Genomic DNA, 17,609 nt, shown 5'->3' on the forward strand with positions numbered 1-17,609 from the left:
CCCTGACTTAATAACACGCTACCGGGACGTTATTGACCGCGTTAGTGCCGCCGTAATCATCTACCCAGTTAAAACCAATACGGCTGACTTTTTGCTGCGACAGCGTAAACGTGCGTTCGCCATGAGGATTAACCATATCGGCATCAATGTGTTGGCCGTTAATATGCAACTGCGTCAAAGAAATATGAAGCGGTGTAGGATTAACGGCACGCAGAGTATTACCGTGACACTGCCACTGTAATTTCTCGACCGCTTCAGGTAGCGTCATATTCAATCCAGCAGGGCGATAAAAAAGTTTGATGCGAATACGTTGCGCCAGCTGCAAGGTGTTATCCTCGTTTTCAATGGTGGGGATTTCCTGCACATTAATCCACAATACCGATTCAACATCCTGGGGAAAGCCGCTGCCCTGATAAATAGCTCGCAACACGGCGGATTTATGTCCGTCGAGTTTCAGGATCGGCGGGGTAATTATCATTGGTAGATTGGCTGGCGTCTCGTCTGGATTACCCTTATCCAGCCACGTCTGTACCATATATGGTTTGTCTGTATTATTGTTGACGTCAAACATCGCCGCTTTATCGTTCTCATTATAAATAACGCGCGTTTGACCCAAATTAATAGCGCTGTGAGCGGTGCTGATGACGCACAACATCAGGCAAAAGAATACTTTATTCATCAGGTGCACTTTCCAGATTCAGGGAACAGTGCCATCCATAGCAATCAACGTCCGTTATTTATAAATGACGGTGTAATTCATATCCGCAGTGATTGTGCCTGCCGCAGGCAGCGTTGAGCCTATTTGCTGATACTTGGCGACCAGATCGATTTGCGCATCGCCCGCAGGGGTCGGGGACAATTGCACTTCATTTGAACCAGAGGCGAAATCAAGGGCGCTGCCTGAATTACCTGTATTGTCCACTTCAATGCCGACATCTTTGGCCGCCCCTGTCGAACGAGTTGCTTCCAGCAATGTGGTCTTACTGCCAGGGTTTTTACCGGTAAAGACCACTACATAGCTGCCTGCTCCCGCTGCACCAGTACAACCGGTAAATTGCAATGTAAACGGGGTATCGCCGGTGGTAGAACCCGCGCCGCTAAATAGCTGGTTGGTAACTTTCGGCAATGTGACGGTTGTATTTGTTGGATTGGCGGTGTTCACCACGCAGGTACTGGCGACGATTTCACCGGTAAAATGGACCGTCGCTGTCGCTTTAGAGCCTGATGCCGCAGTGGTAACGTAAGTTGTTCCTACCGCGCCAACATTAGCAGCAAATAAAGCGACCAGCACGGTGCTGGTGAGCGTAGTTTTCTTCATCATAACTCCGTTAAATTTATTATTTACCCAGAAGAGTACTTGTCAGAGGCGCAGGTTCAGCTGGAGTACATCAATGTCAAAAAATGATGCGGGACTTCATTTGAAAGAAACGATTAACGTTCGTAAATTGCTCAACAAGTAATCCGCTGTGGATATTATTTATTTGCGAAAAATAAGTAAACATAATTTTTTAGTGCAGCGAAATGGTATTGAGATAATGTTTTTGATGTTTTTTAACATAGCGTATACATGATTATAAATAACTGGTGGGATTATTGCTGTTGCGTGTTTAACAAAATATTAATGTTGTCATTTATTCTATTCTTATTTTTTAATAAGCAGGTTGAAATGTGCTGAAAATTCTGTTGTTAGATGTGTGTGTTTGTATAATGTTGACATTGGTGAAATGTGATGTTCATTTTTTTGGTTGATGGTTTATAGTGTGGTTTTTATACCAGCAAAGTCATATTGGTCATCTCTCATCATCGGAGTTGCTACAATTATTTAAACTAAATTTTTTTGCTGGGTTTCATTGTTCTTCAATTTTACACATCAGAATGACGATAATCCTGGATACTATCAGCAAGCATTGTACTCATAGTGATCTCGCTAATTATTTTTTTTGTGAATATATTGCAGGGTTATTTTTCTGGCGGATATTAATTACGCTACGGATTTTAAGTTGTAGGAAGGCGGCAAGTGAGAGAATCCCGCTGATCTTACTCCAGTAAGTGACCCAGGCGTTCATCATACAATTCCACTCACCTTTAGTTCATGAATTGTTATCTGTCAATGCGATTTTTGTTGCAGGTAATTATATTTTCTAATAAGGAAAATAAATCGAGCTTGATTTTAATGATCAATAAAATCATATGGATGCTGATTTCTCTTGAGGTGTTCGTCACAATCTGTCATCTTTGTTTTTACATTTGCTGACAATCTACCCTTGTATTTTTTAAGCTTGTGATATAATTAACATTGTGAAATGAGAAAAAAACAATTAAAGATCAATCGATAATAGGTTGAGATATGCTTAAAAATTCGCTAAAGATTAGCAGTCAAGGATATCCAGTGGTTCTGAAACTGGTCGATTTTCTTGTTATCAATATTACGTTGATTTTTAGCGCGCACCTGTTAGGTTTGGTGCCATTTAAAACTATTATCATCCTTAGTATTCTGTTCTCTACTTTCTTCTTATTATTCGCTGAGTACACTAAAATGTATCAGCAAAAAATTAAAACCATTGGTTTACGCAACCAGAAGCGGCTGCTTGGGTGTACCCTTCTGGCTATCTTTTTTAACGAACTGCTCAGTATGATGGTTCTTGAACCTGACTCACTTGGATACCTGGAGCCACTGGCACCTCCTTTTTGTTCAGCCATTATCTACTGGTATTTTATTCCGCTGCCTTTTCTCTACTATATCCGTTTTTTTCTTTTCAAATACTCCGCTAGGAAAAGTGTTCGCGTTGCTGTGATTGGGCTTACCGAGAATGGTCTGGCGGCGGAAAGCGCATTGACCACTGAATATGCCAACATCAAATTAGATCTGGCATTTTATGATGAGCGCAGCCCATCCCGTTGCGGCGAGGTGGTGGACAAAATAAAAAGTCCTTTTCGTGGTTCGGTGATCAATTTAGTTGAAGAAGCCAGGCAGGGGAATATAGATGAGATCTATATTGCGCTACCGATGGTGGCCTTACAGCGAATTCGTCACTTTTTGGCGATGATGTCTGACACTACGGTTGATACCTATATTGTGCCTGATTTTTATACCTACAGTAACAATATGTCCAAGCTGCGGTCGATCCACAACCTACAAACCATCGGCATCTTTAGCTCCCCGTTTGAAGGGGCTGGCTCGTTTATTAAGCGGGCGGAAGATCTGGTTTTGGGCAGTATCATTATGGTGATGATTTCCTCGCTAATGTTAGCCATTGCCATTGGGATCAAACTCACTTCGCGCGGGCCGGTTTTTTTCAAGCAAGATCGGTATGGCCTGAGCGGGCAAAAAATTAAGGTCTGGAAGTTTCGCTCAATGCGAGTGATGGAGAACGCGGACACCGTTATCCAGGCCACAAAAAACGATCCACGGGTGACAAAATTCGGCAGTTTTTTACGTCGTACCTCACTCGATGAGTTACCGCAATTTATTAATGTATTGCAGGGCAGTATGTCGATTGTCGGTCCCAGACCGCATGCGGTTACGCATAATGAGCAGTATCGCAAGCAGGTCGAAAATTACATGATCCGCCATAAAGTGAAGCCAGGAATCACCGGTCTCGCGCAGATCAACGGGTTTCGTGGGGAAATCGATGCGCTTTATAAGATGGAAAAACGTGTCCAGTATGACATTGAATATATTCAGAACTGGTCATTATGGCTGGATATAAAAATTATTATTAAAACTATTTTCAAAGGATTTGTCGGTAAGAATGCATACTAAAATAATCGTTATTACCGGGATCGTGATATCGCAGTCCGCATGGGCTGATTTGACACCGAAATCACACATTGGCTTTGCGGGGATCGACTTCCAGGGCAAGGTTGGGGTGGATTATGGCTATGATGATAACGTGACTTATCAGCCGCATAACCGCGATGCTAAAGGTTCCGCTTTTCAGAGTGCAGCGCCCGTGCTGAGTATGATCGGTGAGCGCGGCCAGGATAAGTATTTGCTGATGTATTCTGGCGATTACCGTCACTACTCCAGCGATTCCGCCGACAACTATAACGATCATTTTTTCCGTTTTAACGGTGCATGGCGCTACGGACAAATGCACGGCTTAACCCTGAATCTGGAGGATTCGCTTGGGCATGAAGATCGTGGTCGCGATATCACGGAAGGTTTTCTGCCGGGCCAGTTTCGCCAGTTTGGAATAACCTCGCCGTTATCGACGAATTTTATCAATAGTGAATTGCGCTACAGCTATGGTGCGCCGGATGGGCGCGGTAAAGCAGAACTGGCGTTGTTATACAAAAAATTGACGTTCGGCAATACGTCGGAGGTTCAGGATACCAGTGAGGATTTTTACAATTACATCCAGCAGCAGGAGTGGCATGAAAATAGCCTGGTTGCGGAGATTTTTGATCAATACACCTCGAGAACGCGTTTTCGCTATAGTTTTATTACGAACCAACGTCATTACGATAACAACTCAGAAAAAGACAGTAATGAATACTATTTGCTTTACGGCCTGAAATCACAGTTGACGGGTAAAACCAATGTCGACATGAATATTTCGTGGTTGTACAAAACATTTGAAAACGATCCAAACTCGCATGATTTTAATGGTCTAAACTGGGACATAAAAGGAGAGTGGAAACCGTTACAACAGTCTGTTTTCACAGCGCACTCGTCGCAAAGTATTAAAGACCCATCGGAAGTTGGGGGATATATTTTAGTGACACAATATGGGGTTTCGTACCAGCATTTCTGGTTGGGTAATCGTTTTTCTACTCTGCTCGATTACTCATACACCACGGAAGACTATAAAAAACAGAACAAGGATCGGCATGATAAAAATGGTGTATTTAGCGTTACCATGAGCTATGACTATACGCCGTCGGTTAATTTTGAGATTAAATATCAGTTAGATACATTGAATTCTAATAAGGATACTGATTCGTTTTATATCGGTCCCAATGACAATCAGGAAGTCATCAGAACGCTCGGTTATGATAATTCTATGATTATGCTTACAGCTAAGGTTCAGATCTAAAATGAAAATAATAGAACTGTGCGCGTTTATGCTATTCAGTATCCTGTTGGTCGGATGCGCAACGTCCAGGCCACCATTAACGGACGATCCTGCTGCGAGTGCAGCGGATTACCATCTTGGTGCCGGGGATACGGTCAATATCGTGGTTTACGGTGAACCCGAGATGACCATGAAATTTATCGTTGATAAGAGTGGGACACTCAATTTCCCCTATATTGGTGCGCTCGTATTAAAAGATAAAACGCCAGAACAGGTTAGTGCGGAATTAACGCAACGCCTGCGTAATGGTTATATGGTCAATCCCATGGTGACGGTCAGCGTCGCTGAATTCCGTAAATACTACGTTTCAGGCGAAGTGAAAAGTCCAAATGGTTTCGCGTATGAGCCGGGGCTTACCGTGGAGAAAGCTATTGCTCAGGCTGGCGGATTTACCGATCGCGCCGACCGGAAAGATATCAATATTCGCCAGTCGGGCAGCAATCAACTGCTGGAGAATGTGGATTTAACGCACTCGGTGCGTCCTGGGGACGTCGTGATCATTGGCATGGGGTTCTTCTAACGATGAAACTATCTATAGTCGAAAACGGCAAAAAGCGAGAAAACGCAGTTGAACTCTCCCGTTTTGCCAAAGAACTGAAAAAGAATGCCTGGAAAATCGCGCTTACCGGAATTATCGCCGGGGCGGTGGCGTATCCCTTGATCAGCATGATGACATCAAAGTATGTGTCGACGGCGACGGTGCTGATAAAGGCACAAGCCGATAACGTTTCGCCGTTTCCTCAGGTTGATGGCTTTGATTCAACGCGTAGCGGTTACTACGAAACGCAATATGCGCTGATGCAGTCGCGAATTATCCTTGAGCAGGCGGTACGCGACCTGAAGCTGGATGAAAATCCTGACTTCAATGGCGATAAATCGGCAGCTGTCGGGGCTGATGGCAGTGAACATCGGCAGCAGAGAGTCGACCAGGCGCTGAAGACTTTGTCGCAACACCTGAAGGTCATCGGCATTCGTACGACCAATCTGGCGTCTATTTCCTATGAATCCCCCTCACCACAGCGTTCGGCTGAGATAGCCAACGGCGTCGCGCAGGCTTTTATCAACTACACGGTCGAGCAAAAGCGGCAAAAAGTGGAGAAAGCGAAAGCGCTGAATGCTGAAAAGATGGACGAGATTCAGGCGTCGATCGCCAAACAAAAAGAGGAGATGGATGGTTACCTGAAAAATGCCGGATTGTTAACCTTCCGCGGTATCGATGGTTTTGAAACCGAGCAGCTTAGCATTGTGACCAATCGTCTGGCCGATGCGACCCAGCGCCGGGTCGCGGCGGAGTCAGTGTATAACGAAGTGAATAGCGGAGGGAAATCCCTCGAGAGCATCATTTCACAGCCATCTGTTTCTGACCATGCCCAGATTCAGGACTTACGTATTGCGCTGATTCAGGCGCAGCGCACGCTGTCGGAACAGCGAAAACTGTATGGGCCGAAACATGCGACGATTTTAAAAGCGGAAGCCGATGTTCAGTCGATCCAGAGCCAGACGGCGCGGGTCCTTGGCGAACTGAAAACAGGGTTGCGTCAGCAATATCTGGCCACGCTTGCGGATGAAAATAACTACCGGCAGCAGCTGGCGCAGCAAAAAGAGATATTCCAGAAAATGGCGTCAAAGCGGGATATCTACAACAGCCAAAAACTGTCGCTGGATAAAATGGAAGAGCTGTATAAAACCCTTTATCAGCGGACTCAGGAGCTGTCGCTGTCCGGCGTCAATGCCGACGCGGTGCTGTACGATCCTGCTGTACCCCCATTGAAACCGGCTAAGCCGAATAAGTCATTACTGTTGGTGATGGTGGTCTTGATGGCGGTGTTGTTTAGCATCCTGTACTTCATCGTCAAAGCGGCAATGGACAATTCTATTCGCACCCTGAGTCGCATGAGCAAATGCCTTAACCTCGCACCGCTGGGTGAGATCCGCCGGTTTAGCGGAGTAACAGGGCGGGCGCAAGTTCGGGATATGATTTTGAAGAATCCGCTGAATGCCGACATTGTTCACGGTATCCGCACCCGGATAATGCTTGATAGCAGGCCATTACAGATAGTCGCTGTGGCTTCTACAGAGCACGGCGAGGGGCGTTCTCTGCTGGCTAATTTGCTGGCGAGCTCGTTCAGTTTTGATCAGAAAACGCTGCTTATTGATGCCGATTTTTTTAATAACGATGGCTTATCCTCTGAGCTTGCTAGCGCAGCATCTGCGGGCGTGGCGGAGCTGCTGCGCGGCGAAACCGTGCTGGAAAACGTGCGGATGACGATCAATGAGAATCTCGATTTCATCCCACGCGGTAAGTCCACCATCTCTTCTTTGCTGATGCTGTCGTCGGGAAATGTTGAACCCTTAATGCGTGAGCTGAGGTCGCGCTATAAGCGCATTATTATTGATGTTGCGGCGGTGAATCAAAGCCAGGATATTCAGCTGATTAAGCGAGCCGCCGACGGGGTTGTTTTCATCGTGAAAGCCGGAGTGGGGTCGGTGCAGACCATTACCCGCGCGCTGGACACGATAGAGGATAATCATGGCGTGGTGATTGGCGCGGTGCTGAACGGGGTCGAGGAAAAAAACCTCGAAACGCAAGAAGGACTGCGTTCTCTGAACTTCAGTACTGACCAACTGATGACGACGCCAGGCCGCGTATGAGTCTACTGAAGAGCGCTTCCACGATAGCCGGCTCATCCGTCATTTCGCAGTTGATTGGTGCGTTGTCTATCTGGTTGATCTCACATAAGTATGACATGGCCGAGGTCGGGCTGTATGCGCTCAACTACAGTATTGCCGTGGTGGGCGCTCAGGTCTGTACCTTTGCTTCACAGCTGTTAATTCCTAAACAGCAGGACGACGAACTGGTGCAGAATGTCGTGTTTTGTCTGATTCAAAGCACGATTATTGCGCTACCGTACGCCGTACTGACCGCGTGGTTGTTTCACCAGAATATCCTGTTTCTCTATTTGCTGACGCTGGCAACGGCGTGGGTTTTAATCTCGGAAAACCTGTCGCTACGCACGGCCAACTTTCGTTTTCTGATCTTCCAGCGTATTTCTGTTTCTGTGGTAGTCGTGCTTTCTGTACTGTTTACGCACCATGTACAGCTGTTTTATTGGTCGTGGGCGTGCGCGACGATGGTGCTGACCATAAGCTGTATTTTACATTCGTTTGATATTCGCTCGGTGACGTCTCAGCATCTTCGCCCAATGAATAATTGGCTGTTCTTTAAGGACAATATTCATCACATCAGCAAAGTCGGCAGCGCTGAGGTGCTGGCGATGGCCAGCAGCAATTTGCCAATTATGCTGATTAACTTCTGGTTCTCGGCACTGACGGCGGGCTATTTTTCCGTTGTCAGCCGCTTCTGCCTGGCCCCGGTGGTGATTATTGGCAATGCGGTACGCAATACCATTTTCTCCAAGTGGTCTATTGATTTTCGTAATAACACCTTTAATTATCAGGAATATACCAAGGTCCGTTTACTGCTTTTAGTGCTCGGGGTGGTCTGTACCCTCGGGGTCTTTATTTTCTACCCGATAGTGATGCGGCTTGGATTTAGTGAAGACTGGATTAACTCCATTGAGACATCACGCTATATGTTGCCCTATTTGTTCCCGGCACTGGCGATCAGTCCTTTGACGGTGATTGAGCTTATTTTTGGTTCCCATCGCTATTTTCTGCGCATCCAACTGGAACAGCTGGCGATTGTGCTGTTTGCTTTTGTTATCACGCCCTATTTTTACAAAGACTATGCAACGTCGGTCATCTTGTTTTCTTCACTGACATTTATTCGCTATGCCTTCATTTATCTGAAAATGAACAAGCGAGCCAATCTCCTGAAAGACAGGCCGGTGATACTATGACGCTGAATACCGGGTATTATTTACAGGTATATACCTTTATCACGCTGATCCTGTGTGGTCTGGTGCAATATTTTACCGGCATGCAGTCGGTGCTGTGGATCCCGTTCTTTCTGACGCTGCTGATGGTTGGATTAATGGTGATGCAAACACGTGAGAGCCCGCTGCATCTGGATGCGCAGGAGACCATTATTCTTGCGTTGTATTTCTCTTTTCTGGTGCTGGCTGGGACTTCGACGCTGCTGCAGGGGGGGATAACCGTTGCGATTGTCGCCTTTAAAAATGAAATTGCACTGTCGCTGGTCATGATCTGTTTGCTGCTGGGATTCTGCCGGGAGTCGCAGATTTATCGGGCTACGCGCTATCTGTATTGGGTGTTTTATGCGCAAATCCCGGTGATGATCTATCAGGTATTGCTGGTGGTTCCCCAGCGCGTGGCCCAGCGCGGCGAAGAGGAAAAATGGGACTCGGTGGTCGGGACGTTTGGCGGCGACCCAATGGGCGGCGGTAATACGGCCGCAATGGGGTTATTTTGCCTGCTGATTATGTTGCTCAAACTCTCGGAATATAAACACGGACTGACGACGTTTAAATCCATGGCGCTGCATATTATTCTTGGATTTGGACTGTGTATCATTGGCGAAGTGAAGTTTGTCATCCTGCTTTCGCCGGTATTCCTGGCCTGGGTATGGATTTCGCCGAGCTATGTTAAAGACATCAATAGAATAAACCTTAAAACGTTGTTGATGATTATCGCGAGCATGCTGGTGCTCATCGGCCTGTCGATTATGATTCTGGCCTGGTATTATTCCTCGGCTTTTGGCGGCGATCCGACAAAAAGCGCCTTCAGCGTTTTCATCGATTCACTCAGCTATATTTTTGACCCTAACTACATCATGTCCACCGGAGAGCTGGGGCGCTTCACGACGTTTCTGTTCTGGCTGAAAAATAACGATCTTTGGGGGCTGTCCGGTACGCTGTTTGGTTACGGACTGAACGCAACGAACAGCGGAAGCACGGTATCACCAGGGTTTTTGAATATTGTCTATAACCTGATTCTGGACTCCACGTCCCTGAGTATGCTGCTGTGGGAAATAGGCGTTATTGGCACGCTGCTGTTTATTGGCCTGTTTATTTATATTCTGAAAGTGTGTCAGCCAAAGCCTGTGCTGGCGCTTGAACAACTGGACCAGCAGGACCTGCAATTATTGAGCTTTGCGCCAGCTTATAACGCTTTTGCAATCGCTTGTTTAGTGAGCTTACCTTACAGCCAGATTTTGATGATAACGCCGATGCTACAGTTCCTGTTTTATCTCTCCCTCGGTTCAAGCTTAGTGATTCGTCGCACCGTTCTTCGCAGTGCAGGAGGAGGGTATGGATAATAACCCGTTTATTTCGGTGAGTATTAAGACGCTCAACGAAGCGAAAGGTATTGAGAAAACTATCGACAGCATCCGCCGACAGCTGGTGGGATATCCACATAAAATTATTGTGGCCGATAGCTTGTCGACCGATAGCACCCAGCAGCTGGCGGTGAATAAAGGGGTGACGGTGGTGTCATTAACGGAGCCTGGCGATCGCTGCTGCGGCGTAGGACACCAACTGGGCTACCTTTATAGCGAAGGCGAGTACCTGCTGCTGATGGACGGCGATATGGAGCTGGAAGACGGGTTCGTCGATCGGGCGGTCGCCTTTTTACAGGCCCATGAGGAATATGCCGGTGTGGCGGGGACCGTCGAAATGGATGATGCGGCGAACTATGAGTTTAAATCCCGTAAGCAGCGAATTAATCAGATCTATCCCGTGGGTGATTGTGACCATTTAGGCGGCGGCGGGCTGTATCGCCGCGCGGCGATTGAAAAGATTGGTTATCTGACTAACCGGAATTTGCACGCATATGAAGAAGCTGAACTAGGGCTGAGATTAACCGATGCCGGATACAAACTGCGTCGCCTGGACATCCCTTATTTTAGTCATACTTCTCATACTCTGCCGACCTTCAAGATGCTCAAGCATCGCTGGTTAAGCGGCTACTACCAGGCGCCGGGAGAGCTTTTACGCTGTAGCTGGGGAACACCGTATTTCACACGCGCGCTCAAAATGGTCAAAAATGAGGCGGTATTTGCGCTGTATTTGCTCATCCTGTTTGCCGCGTTGATAACCGTCAACGGCAGTGTTATTGCCGTGGTGTTGCTGCCATTACTGGCCTTCACACTGTGGAAAATTGTGCAAAATCGTTCATTAAACGATGGGGTTCAAAGCGTCATTAATATGATTGTCCGTTCCGCGGGATTGCTCAAAGGGAGTCTTAATCCGGTACGCGATCCGCTGACTCCGCCCAACAGTAAAATCATTCAACAATAATAAGGGCTGGTGTAATGAAAATTTTATTGGTTAACAAGTTTTTCTTTATTAAGGGCGGTGCGGAAACGGTTTATTTTCAAGAGCGCGAAATGCTGAAAAAGGCCGGCGTGCAGGTGATTGATTTTTCGATGCAGCATGAAAAAAATTTCCCCTCGGACTATGCGGATTTTTTTGTCAAAAATATTGATTACCATAAAGAAAGTAACCTGTTAGGCGGTATTAAAACAGCGGTTAACTTTATTCATAATGCTGAAGCTTGCCGCAATATGCAGGTATTGCTGCAAAAAGAACGCCCGGATATTGTTCACTTTCATAATATCTATCATCAGCTCACGCCCGCGTTGATTAAAGTGGCGCGCAATTTTGGCTGTAAAACGGTGTTGACCGCCCATGACTATAAGATTGTTTGCCCCTCCTACTCAATGCTACGCGACGGAAAAGTGTGCGATGCCTGCATAACCGGGACGGTTTTCAATGCGTTCAGATACCGCTGCCAGGAAGGCTCAGCCGCAAAAAGCTTACTGCTCTCTTTAGAAGCCACCTGGCAATACATCGCCCAAAATTACCAGGCGCTGGATGTGATTGTATCCCCCAGCGCATTTTTACGCGGCATTTTGCTACGCACGCTACCGAATTCGCGTATTGATGTGATCGTCAACGGCGTAGACGACAGCCAGCCTGTTGATGCCACAAGCGATGAAGGCTATATGCTGTACTTCGGTCGCCTGAGCCGCGAAAAGGGGGTGGCAACGTTGTTGGCGGCCCACCAGAAAATGCGTAACCCGGCGACGCTGAAAATTGTCGGCCACGGCCCACTGCATGACGAGTTGGCCGCTAAATATCCTGACGTGGAGTTTTTAGGATATGTGCAGCAAGGAGAAGGCCTTAATAAGCTAATTAAGCACGCCCGGGCGGTGATCCTGCCTTCAGAGTGTTATGAAAACTGTTCGATGGCGGTATTAGAAGCAATGTCTTTTGCGAAGCCGGTAATTGGCTCACGTATTGGCGGTATCCCTGAACAAATTCGTGATGGCGTTGAAGGAATTTTATTTACGCCGGGCAATGCGCAGGAGCTGGCGGAGGCGATGGATGTGCTGGTTGAAGACCCGGAGAAAGCACGGGTGATGGGCTTGAATGGACGTCAACGGCTGAGTGAGAAATATGCGCTCAGCAAGCATATGGAGACGTTGCAGGCATTGTATAAAGAACTGCTGGGCAGGCCATAGTATGCGTAAAAAAATAACGGTATTTGGTACTCGTGGTATTCCTGATGTACTGGGTGGGGTAGAAACGCACTGCCAGCATCTTTATCCGGTAATTAAGCAGCTGTGTAATGTTGATATTTGCGTGATCGCCCGCTCACCGTATGTGAATTACACACGCTCATCGTATAAGAACGTCGAAACCTATGCGCTGTGGGCGCCTAAGAAGCGCTCACTGGAAGCGATTGTTCATTCCGTTTTAGCCGCGTTCAGAACCTGCGTTGATCGTTCGGATATTGTGCACGTCCATGCTATCGGTCCGGGGCTGGTTATTCCGTTATTACGTCTGATGGGTAAAAAGGTAGTTTTCACCCACCATGGCCCTGACTACGATCGTCAGAAATGGGGATACGTCGCCAGGAAAATATTATTACTCGGTGAACGCTGGGCGGTAAGACATGCCAGTGAGGTGATTGTTATTTCAGAGGTTATTAATCAACTGATCCAGAAGAAGCATGGTCGCTATGACGCGCATTTGATTCACAATGGCGTGAACGAACCGCGAGCGTTATCAGAACACACCCTTCACAACACGCTGTCCCGCTATGGACTCCAGCCAAAAAACTATCTCGTGGTGGTGGGAAGATTCGTGGAAGAAAAAGGCATGCATGATGCCATTTCTGCCTGGAAACAAAGCGGTTTGACGATGCCGTTGGTATTAATCGGCGATGCGGATCATCCGACCGAATACAGTATTCGCCTTAAGCAGCAGGCCGCCGATACGCCAGGCGTGGTGATGACCGGATTTTTACGCGGCGATGAGTTACAGGCGGTGTTTTCGCAGGCAAATCTGTTCGTCATGCCTTCGTATCATGAGGGATTACCGATAGCGCTGCTGGAGGCCATGTCCTTTTCTTTGCCTGCTGTGGTGAGCGATATTCCTGCGAATCTGGAAGTACAGTTACCCGCAGAGGCGTATTTTCAGGTAGGCAATTTGACCAGTTTGGCCGGGAAAATGACGGCGTGGGCAGCAGTAAAGAGCGTTGACTATAGTGTATATTTGAAAAACTATAACTGGCATGAAATTGCCAGAAAAACGGTCAACGTCTATCACTCTATTGATAAAGATATAGGTTAATTTTGCCCAGTCCTCAGAACCGCCCGCCCGTCATTGAACGATTTTATACTCATCTTGATGAGCAGATTGCGCAGGGGTTGACCCCAGAGCAAAAAGAGGGAGTGGAAAATGCGATCCTGGCCTCGACTCTGGCTTCGCGGCATCAGATAGATATTCGCAGAAGCTTTCCTTTTTTCGGTAAGCGTTTTTATCTGGTCTTTTTATTTGGCAGAGATTTACGTCGGCAACATCGCCAGGAATCGACTTTGTCGAGGATCTTGCTTACGTTTTTGTTGCTGTTCGCCGTGCTGTTCGTCACCTGCTGCGTATTGCTGACGCTTTACATGATCAAATCAGCGTTGGGTATTGATGTGTTCCAGAATTTTCACGTGGGTATTTGGGACTGGTGGCTAAGCCTGAAAGGCCACTAGCGTTAACCAACTGGTGGAGGGCGTTGCTGCGATGAAGAGTCAATGGGTTTCTGCGCTGTTGTGTCTGTTCTGTCCGTTGACGGTAATCGCTGCATTAACGACCGTTACCCCTAAAGCCGTGACCGGCCCGCTGACTAACCCCGGGATAGGGGTAGCCAGTTTTCATCAGGGTTACGGTGAAACGCTGGGCCAGGCGGATTACCCTAATACCGGGTTTGAATATGAACGTTTCTACTGGCGGGACCTTGAGCCCGTGGAAGGCCAGTACAATTTTGCGCTGGTTGATGATGCCTTCAAATACGCGGCGGCGCATCGACCCGCGATGAACGTAGGGCTGCGGTTTATGGCGCTTGCGGAACCGGAAAGCGGTCCGCAGATCCCTGACTGGCTGATTAAAAAAGGAGTGAAAGGTACATGGACACCCGATCATAAAACCTTTGCCCCGGATCTCGACGACCCCCTGTTTATTGCCTACAGCCAGCGGCTGCTGAATGCCTTTGGTAAGCGTTACGATGGCAATCAGAATCTGGCTTTTGTGGATATTGGCATGGTAGGAGCGTGGGGAGAATGGCATAACAGCAACTTTCCGACGCTGAAACCCTTGCTGGAAAGATACACGACGGCTCAACTGGATCGCTACGTCGCCATGCACTTTGCTGCATTTCCCGTGACGCCAAAAATTATGCTGATGAGCGGCGGGCAAAGCCTGGCCAATGCGGTGGCGCGAGGGGCGGGATGGCGCGCGGACTGTTGGGGAGACCTGCGCGTGTTTTCTGATAGCTGGAATCATATGCAAGATGATTACCCGCAACGATTGCTGGCCGCTCAGAAAAGTTATTCAGGGTTCGATGATGCCTGGAAACGATCGCCGGTGAGTCTGGAAATATGCTCGTATATGCTGGACTGGAAAAATATCTTTAAGTATACGCCCGATGAAGTGCAGGGTATTTTTAACTGGGCGGTGACTCATCATGTCAGTACCATCAACCTGAAATCGCGAAAGGTGCCCGGTGAGTATCGGCCCATTGTCGACGATGCGCTGACAAAGCTGGGTTATCGCTTTCGTTTAGCCTCTCTGAGTCACGAATCAGTGTGGGAAAACGGCCAAACGCTGGCGCTGGTGAGCACCTGGTATAATGACGGGAATGCACCGATTTATCTTCCCTACACGCTGTCATTTCGCATTATTAATGATGCCAATAAGGTGGTTGCCCAGGGGAATTCGCCGGAAGATATTCGTCGCTGGCTACCGGGTAAACATCAGCTGAATTATTCGCTGCCCATGCCCGGTGCGCTGCCAGGAGGGAATTACTTTATTGAGGTGGCGATCGTGGATAAATCAGGCACAGCAAGAATTAACTTTGCCAATGAAGGGGGGCAGAGCAGCGGCTGGTATCGGGTATCAATGTTGACGGTGCGTTAAGTCGCGGCAATGCGCCTGCGGTCAGACGCATTTCCGCTGGGTGTTAAACCTGATAACCATCAGGATTATTTTTCTGCCAGTTCCATGTGTCGCGCATCATATCGTCAAGCGTGTGGGTTGCCTGCCAGCCCAGCTCTTTGTGCGCCAGCGACGGGTCCGACCAACACTCGGCGATGTCCCCTGGCCTTCTTGCAACAATCTGATAATTTATTTTTGTTTGTGCTGCTTTTTCAAAGGCCGCAATAAGATTCATCACCGAATAGCCAATGCCGGTCCCGAGGTTAATCACCTTATAAGCCGCGCCTTTACCCTGGCAATCCAAAGCTGCTAAATGACCGGTTGCCAGATCCATAACATGAATATAATCACGTACCCCTGTGCCATCTGGGGTTGGGTAGTCATTGCCAAACACCGATACGGTTTCCAGCTTGCCAATGGCGACCTGAGAAATATACGGAACCAGGTTATTGGGGATACCGTTAGGATCTTCACCGATTCGGCCTGATGGGTGGGCGCCGACGGGGTTAAAATAGCGCAGACAGGTGATGCGAAACTCGGGGTGTGCGCGGGAAAAATCCGCCAGAATCTGTTCGACCATTAATTTGGAGGTGCCATACGGATTCGTTGTGCCCCCGGTGCGTGAATCTTCGCTAAGCGGCACGCTTTCCGGGTCGCCGTAAACCGTTGCGGAAGAACTGAATATTAAGCTGTTCACACCCGCAGCCTGCATTTCACTCAGTAAAACCAGCGTCCCAGTGACATTATTATCATAATAAGCAAGTGGCTTTTCTAGTGACTCTGAAACCGATTTTAATCCTGCAAAATGAATAACATCGGTAATAGCATGGCGAGAGAAAATTGTGCTTAATACCTCTCTGTCCAGGACGTCGGCGATGTAGATAACAGGTTCTCTACCGGTGAGTTCCGCGACCCGATTTAATGATGTTTGCGAGGCATTTGAGAGATTATCGATGACCACAACCTCATCACCTCTTTCCAGAAGCGTTAAAACGGTATGTGAGCCAATATAACCCGCGCCACCTGTGACAAGAATTGCCATACAGCCTCCAGCGAAATCTTATAAAAAAGATCGTTGATTCACCAATGCCACTGTTAAAAATAAAGAACTATTGATGGCGTCTGGTAAGGTATAAATTCCTGTATTTCACCATGCACTTATAAGATATTTTTTTGAGTATTGATAAAAAACTGAATGCACTTATCTTGCTATCATAAACAATATAGCTATCCGTGAAGTTAAACGTGTGAACGCCGTCGCTTTGGTTGATGGTGGCATTGATCTGTGTAACCAGGTTTTCATCAAAAATCGAGGCGTTTAGTGAAACTAATTCTTTGATGTAAATGGATTTTCCATAGGTTTCCGGTGTGCATTCCTGAGTGAGGATGTACAGCTTGCTGTCGATGCTATGGGGTGCGCCCGCTCCCCGCTGATGCGGATTGCACAGCTGCAAGGTGGGTGTTATTTTCTGCCACGGACCGCTTACACTATCAGCAGTATGGATCATCAGCTCATTATTCATTGTCGTCGACAACAGATAACAGCCATCATTACGTGAAATAAACACGTTATCTGTTAATGCAGTACCAGAGATTAATACTTTAATGGGCTTCCAGTACCGAGGGAAATCAACGCACTGGAATAAGATAACCTCTTTTCTTTCTGACGACTCAGGGATCATAAAGAGTTGGTCATTGTCCTTAAAGATAAAAGGGAAGGATAAATGACATTTCAGATAATCAAAGCCGTCGAGTTTCATATCGTCGAGTTCAACTAAATCGGCATCAAGTATACGGCAGCGCAGTATTCCCTTCGAATTACGAAAGCTTAATGCTTCATAAAAAATATAAATCTTATTATCTCTTTCGATGATGAAAGGATCGGCCTGGAAAGTATATTTCTTTTTTAACTGCTGAGCGGGAGTATGGCTCAGGATATCCAGCGTGTTGCTGGGAAATGAATGCAAACCATTATCCTTAATAATCATGATGTCCCACGACTCATGATAAAATAGCATATTTATTATTTTTTTATATTTGGCTTGCATTCGCACCTGTTCCTTTTGTTGCTTCAACTCACTGAGTACCTATACGGCAACATTAACGGTTAGTTTAAAAG

The 17,609-nt window shown here is 47.2% G+C and carries 15 protein-coding genes; 11 read left to right on the top strand and 4 right to left on the bottom strand.

The window, feature by feature from the left end:
* Positions 1-7 precede the first annotated feature (7 nt).
* Positions 8-679, bottom strand: coding sequence for a fimbrial biogenesis chaperone (locus JQ822_RS10770; RefSeq protein WP_213133456.1), 672 nt, complete (start codon positions 677-679; stop codon positions 8-10).
* A gap of 54 nt (positions 680-733) precedes the next feature.
* Positions 734-1,318: a fimbrial protein gene (locus JQ822_RS10775; RefSeq protein ID WP_213133549.1), complete on the bottom strand. Its 585-nt coding sequence runs from the start codon at positions 1,316-1,318 to the stop codon at positions 734-736.
* A 1,029-nt stretch (positions 1,319-2,347) separates the two neighbouring features.
* On the opposite strand from JQ822_RS10775, the gene JQ822_RS10780 reads away from it, so the two are divergent.
* The 11 genes from JQ822_RS10780 to JQ822_RS10830 are packed head-to-tail and all read left to right on the top strand — an operon-like array spanning position 2,348 to position 15,472.
* Entirely contained in the window at positions 2,348-3,763 is a 1,416-nt protein-coding gene (locus tag JQ822_RS10780) for an undecaprenyl-phosphate glucose phosphotransferase (protein ID WP_213133457.1), read from the top strand.
* A complete protein-coding gene (locus JQ822_RS10785; protein WP_213133458.1) occupies positions 3,753-5,039 on the top strand; it encodes an outer membrane beta-barrel protein in 1,287 nt (428 codons plus the stop codon). The genes JQ822_RS10780 and JQ822_RS10785 overlap by 11 nt, the downstream gene beginning before the upstream one ends.
* Before the next feature lies 1 nt (position 5,040).
* Positions 5,041-5,598: a polysaccharide biosynthesis/export family protein gene (locus JQ822_RS10790; RefSeq protein WP_213133459.1), complete on the top strand. Its 558-nt coding sequence runs from the start codon at positions 5,041-5,043 to the stop codon at positions 5,596-5,598.
* A 2-nt stretch (positions 5,599-5,600) separates the two neighbouring features.
* Positions 5,601-7,730 carry a GumC family protein gene (locus JQ822_RS10795; RefSeq protein ID WP_213133460.1) on the top strand — a complete coding sequence of 710 codons (2,130 nt, stop codon included), beginning with the start codon at positions 5,601-5,603 and terminating at the stop codon, positions 7,728-7,730.
* Complete coding sequence (locus JQ822_RS10800) at positions 7,727-8,938, top strand: capsular biosynthesis protein (protein WP_213133461.1); 1,212 nt, start codon at positions 7,727-7,729, stop codon at positions 8,936-8,938. The genes JQ822_RS10795 and JQ822_RS10800 overlap by 4 nt, the downstream gene beginning before the upstream one ends.
* A complete protein-coding gene (locus JQ822_RS10805) occupies positions 8,935-10,317 on the top strand; it encodes a capsular biosynthesis protein (RefSeq protein ID WP_213133462.1) in 1,383 nt (460 codons plus the stop codon). The genes JQ822_RS10800 and JQ822_RS10805 overlap by 4 nt, the downstream gene beginning before the upstream one ends.
* Positions 10,310-11,299, top strand: a complete 990-nt coding sequence (locus tag JQ822_RS10810) for a glycosyltransferase (RefSeq protein ID WP_213133463.1) — start codon at positions 10,310-10,312, stop codon at positions 11,297-11,299. Before JQ822_RS10805 ends, JQ822_RS10810 begins: the two co-directional genes overlap by 8 nt.
* Before the next feature lie 14 nt (positions 11,300-11,313).
* Positions 11,314-12,525: a glycosyltransferase family 4 protein gene (locus JQ822_RS10815; RefSeq protein WP_213133464.1), complete on the top strand. Its 1,212-nt coding sequence runs from the start codon at positions 11,314-11,316 to the stop codon at positions 12,523-12,525.
* 1 nt (position 12,526) lies between these two features.
* Positions 12,527-13,639 carry a glycosyltransferase family 4 protein gene (locus tag JQ822_RS10820; protein WP_213133465.1) on the top strand — a complete coding sequence of 371 codons (1,113 nt, stop codon included), beginning with the start codon at positions 12,527-12,529 and terminating at the stop codon, positions 13,637-13,639.
* A gap of 2 nt (positions 13,640-13,641) precedes the next feature.
* The gene (locus JQ822_RS10825; protein WP_213133466.1) at positions 13,642-14,049 is read left to right on the top strand and encodes a hypothetical protein; all 408 of its coding nucleotides are present in this window, start codon (positions 13,642-13,644) and stop codon (positions 14,047-14,049) included.
* A gap of 31 nt (positions 14,050-14,080) precedes the next feature.
* Positions 14,081-15,472, top strand: coding sequence for a DUF4832 domain-containing protein (locus JQ822_RS10830; RefSeq protein ID WP_213133467.1), 1,392 nt, complete (start codon positions 14,081-14,083; stop codon positions 15,470-15,472).
* A gap of 43 nt (positions 15,473-15,515) precedes the next feature.
* Here JQ822_RS10830 and galE read toward each other — a convergent pair whose 3' ends face one another.
* Together galE and JQ822_RS10840 are read right to left on the bottom strand one after the other, a co-directional pair.
* Positions 15,516-16,532, bottom strand: a complete 1,017-nt coding sequence (galE, locus tag JQ822_RS10835; RefSeq protein ID WP_213133468.1) for a UDP-glucose 4-epimerase GalE — start codon at positions 16,530-16,532, stop codon at positions 15,516-15,518.
* A gap of 67 nt (positions 16,533-16,599) precedes the next feature.
* Positions 16,600-17,538, bottom strand: a complete 939-nt coding sequence (locus JQ822_RS10840; protein ID WP_213133469.1) for a glucosamine inositolphosphorylceramide transferase family protein — start codon at positions 17,536-17,538, stop codon at positions 16,600-16,602.
* Positions 17,539-17,609 lie beyond the last annotated feature (71 nt).

Source organism: Citrobacter sp. FP75 (genome assembly GCF_018342065.1).
Lineage (GTDB): Bacteria > Pseudomonadota > Gammaproteobacteria > Enterobacterales > Enterobacteriaceae > Citrobacter.

What these genes read in the sequence shown, in the direction of transcription:
- JQ822_RS10770 (WP_213133456.1), bottom strand. Translation starts at nt 679, where the DNA reads ATGAATAAAGTATTCTTTTGCCTGATGTTGTGCGTCATCAGCACCGCT.
- JQ822_RS10775 (WP_213133549.1), bottom strand. Translation starts at nt 1,318, where the DNA reads ATGAAGAAAACTACGCTCACCAGCACCGTGCTGGTCGCTTTATTTGCT.
- JQ822_RS10780 (WP_213133457.1), top strand. Translation starts at nt 2,348, where the DNA reads ATGCTTAAAAATTCGCTAAAGATTAGCAGTCAAGGATATCCAGTGGTT.
- JQ822_RS10785 (WP_213133458.1), top strand. Translation starts at nt 3,753, where the DNA reads ATGCATACTAAAATAATCGTTATTACCGGGATCGTGATATCGCAGTCC.
- JQ822_RS10790 (WP_213133459.1), top strand. Translation starts at nt 5,041, where the DNA reads ATGAAAATAATAGAACTGTGCGCGTTTATGCTATTCAGTATCCTGTTG.
- JQ822_RS10795 (WP_213133460.1), top strand. Translation starts at nt 5,601, where the DNA reads ATGAAACTATCTATAGTCGAAAACGGCAAAAAGCGAGAAAACGCAGTT.
- JQ822_RS10800 (WP_213133461.1), top strand. Translation starts at nt 7,727, where the DNA reads ATGAGTCTACTGAAGAGCGCTTCCACGATAGCCGGCTCATCCGTCATT.
- JQ822_RS10805 (WP_213133462.1), top strand. Translation starts at nt 8,935, where the DNA reads ATGACGCTGAATACCGGGTATTATTTACAGGTATATACCTTTATCACG.
- JQ822_RS10810 (WP_213133463.1), top strand. Translation starts at nt 10,310, where the DNA reads ATGGATAATAACCCGTTTATTTCGGTGAGTATTAAGACGCTCAACGAA.
- JQ822_RS10815 (WP_213133464.1), top strand. Translation starts at nt 11,314, where the DNA reads ATGAAAATTTTATTGGTTAACAAGTTTTTCTTTATTAAGGGCGGTGCG.
- JQ822_RS10820 (WP_213133465.1), top strand. Translation starts at nt 12,527, where the DNA reads ATGCGTAAAAAAATAACGGTATTTGGTACTCGTGGTATTCCTGATGTA.
- JQ822_RS10830 (WP_213133467.1), top strand. Translation starts at nt 14,081, where the DNA reads ATGAAGAGTCAATGGGTTTCTGCGCTGTTGTGTCTGTTCTGTCCGTTG.
- galE (WP_213133468.1), bottom strand. Translation starts at nt 16,532, where the DNA reads ATGGCAATTCTTGTCACAGGTGGCGCGGGTTATATTGGCTCACATACC.
- JQ822_RS10840 (WP_213133469.1), bottom strand. Translation starts at nt 17,538, where the DNA reads ATGCAAGCCAAATATAAAAAAATAATAAATATGCTATTTTATCATGAG.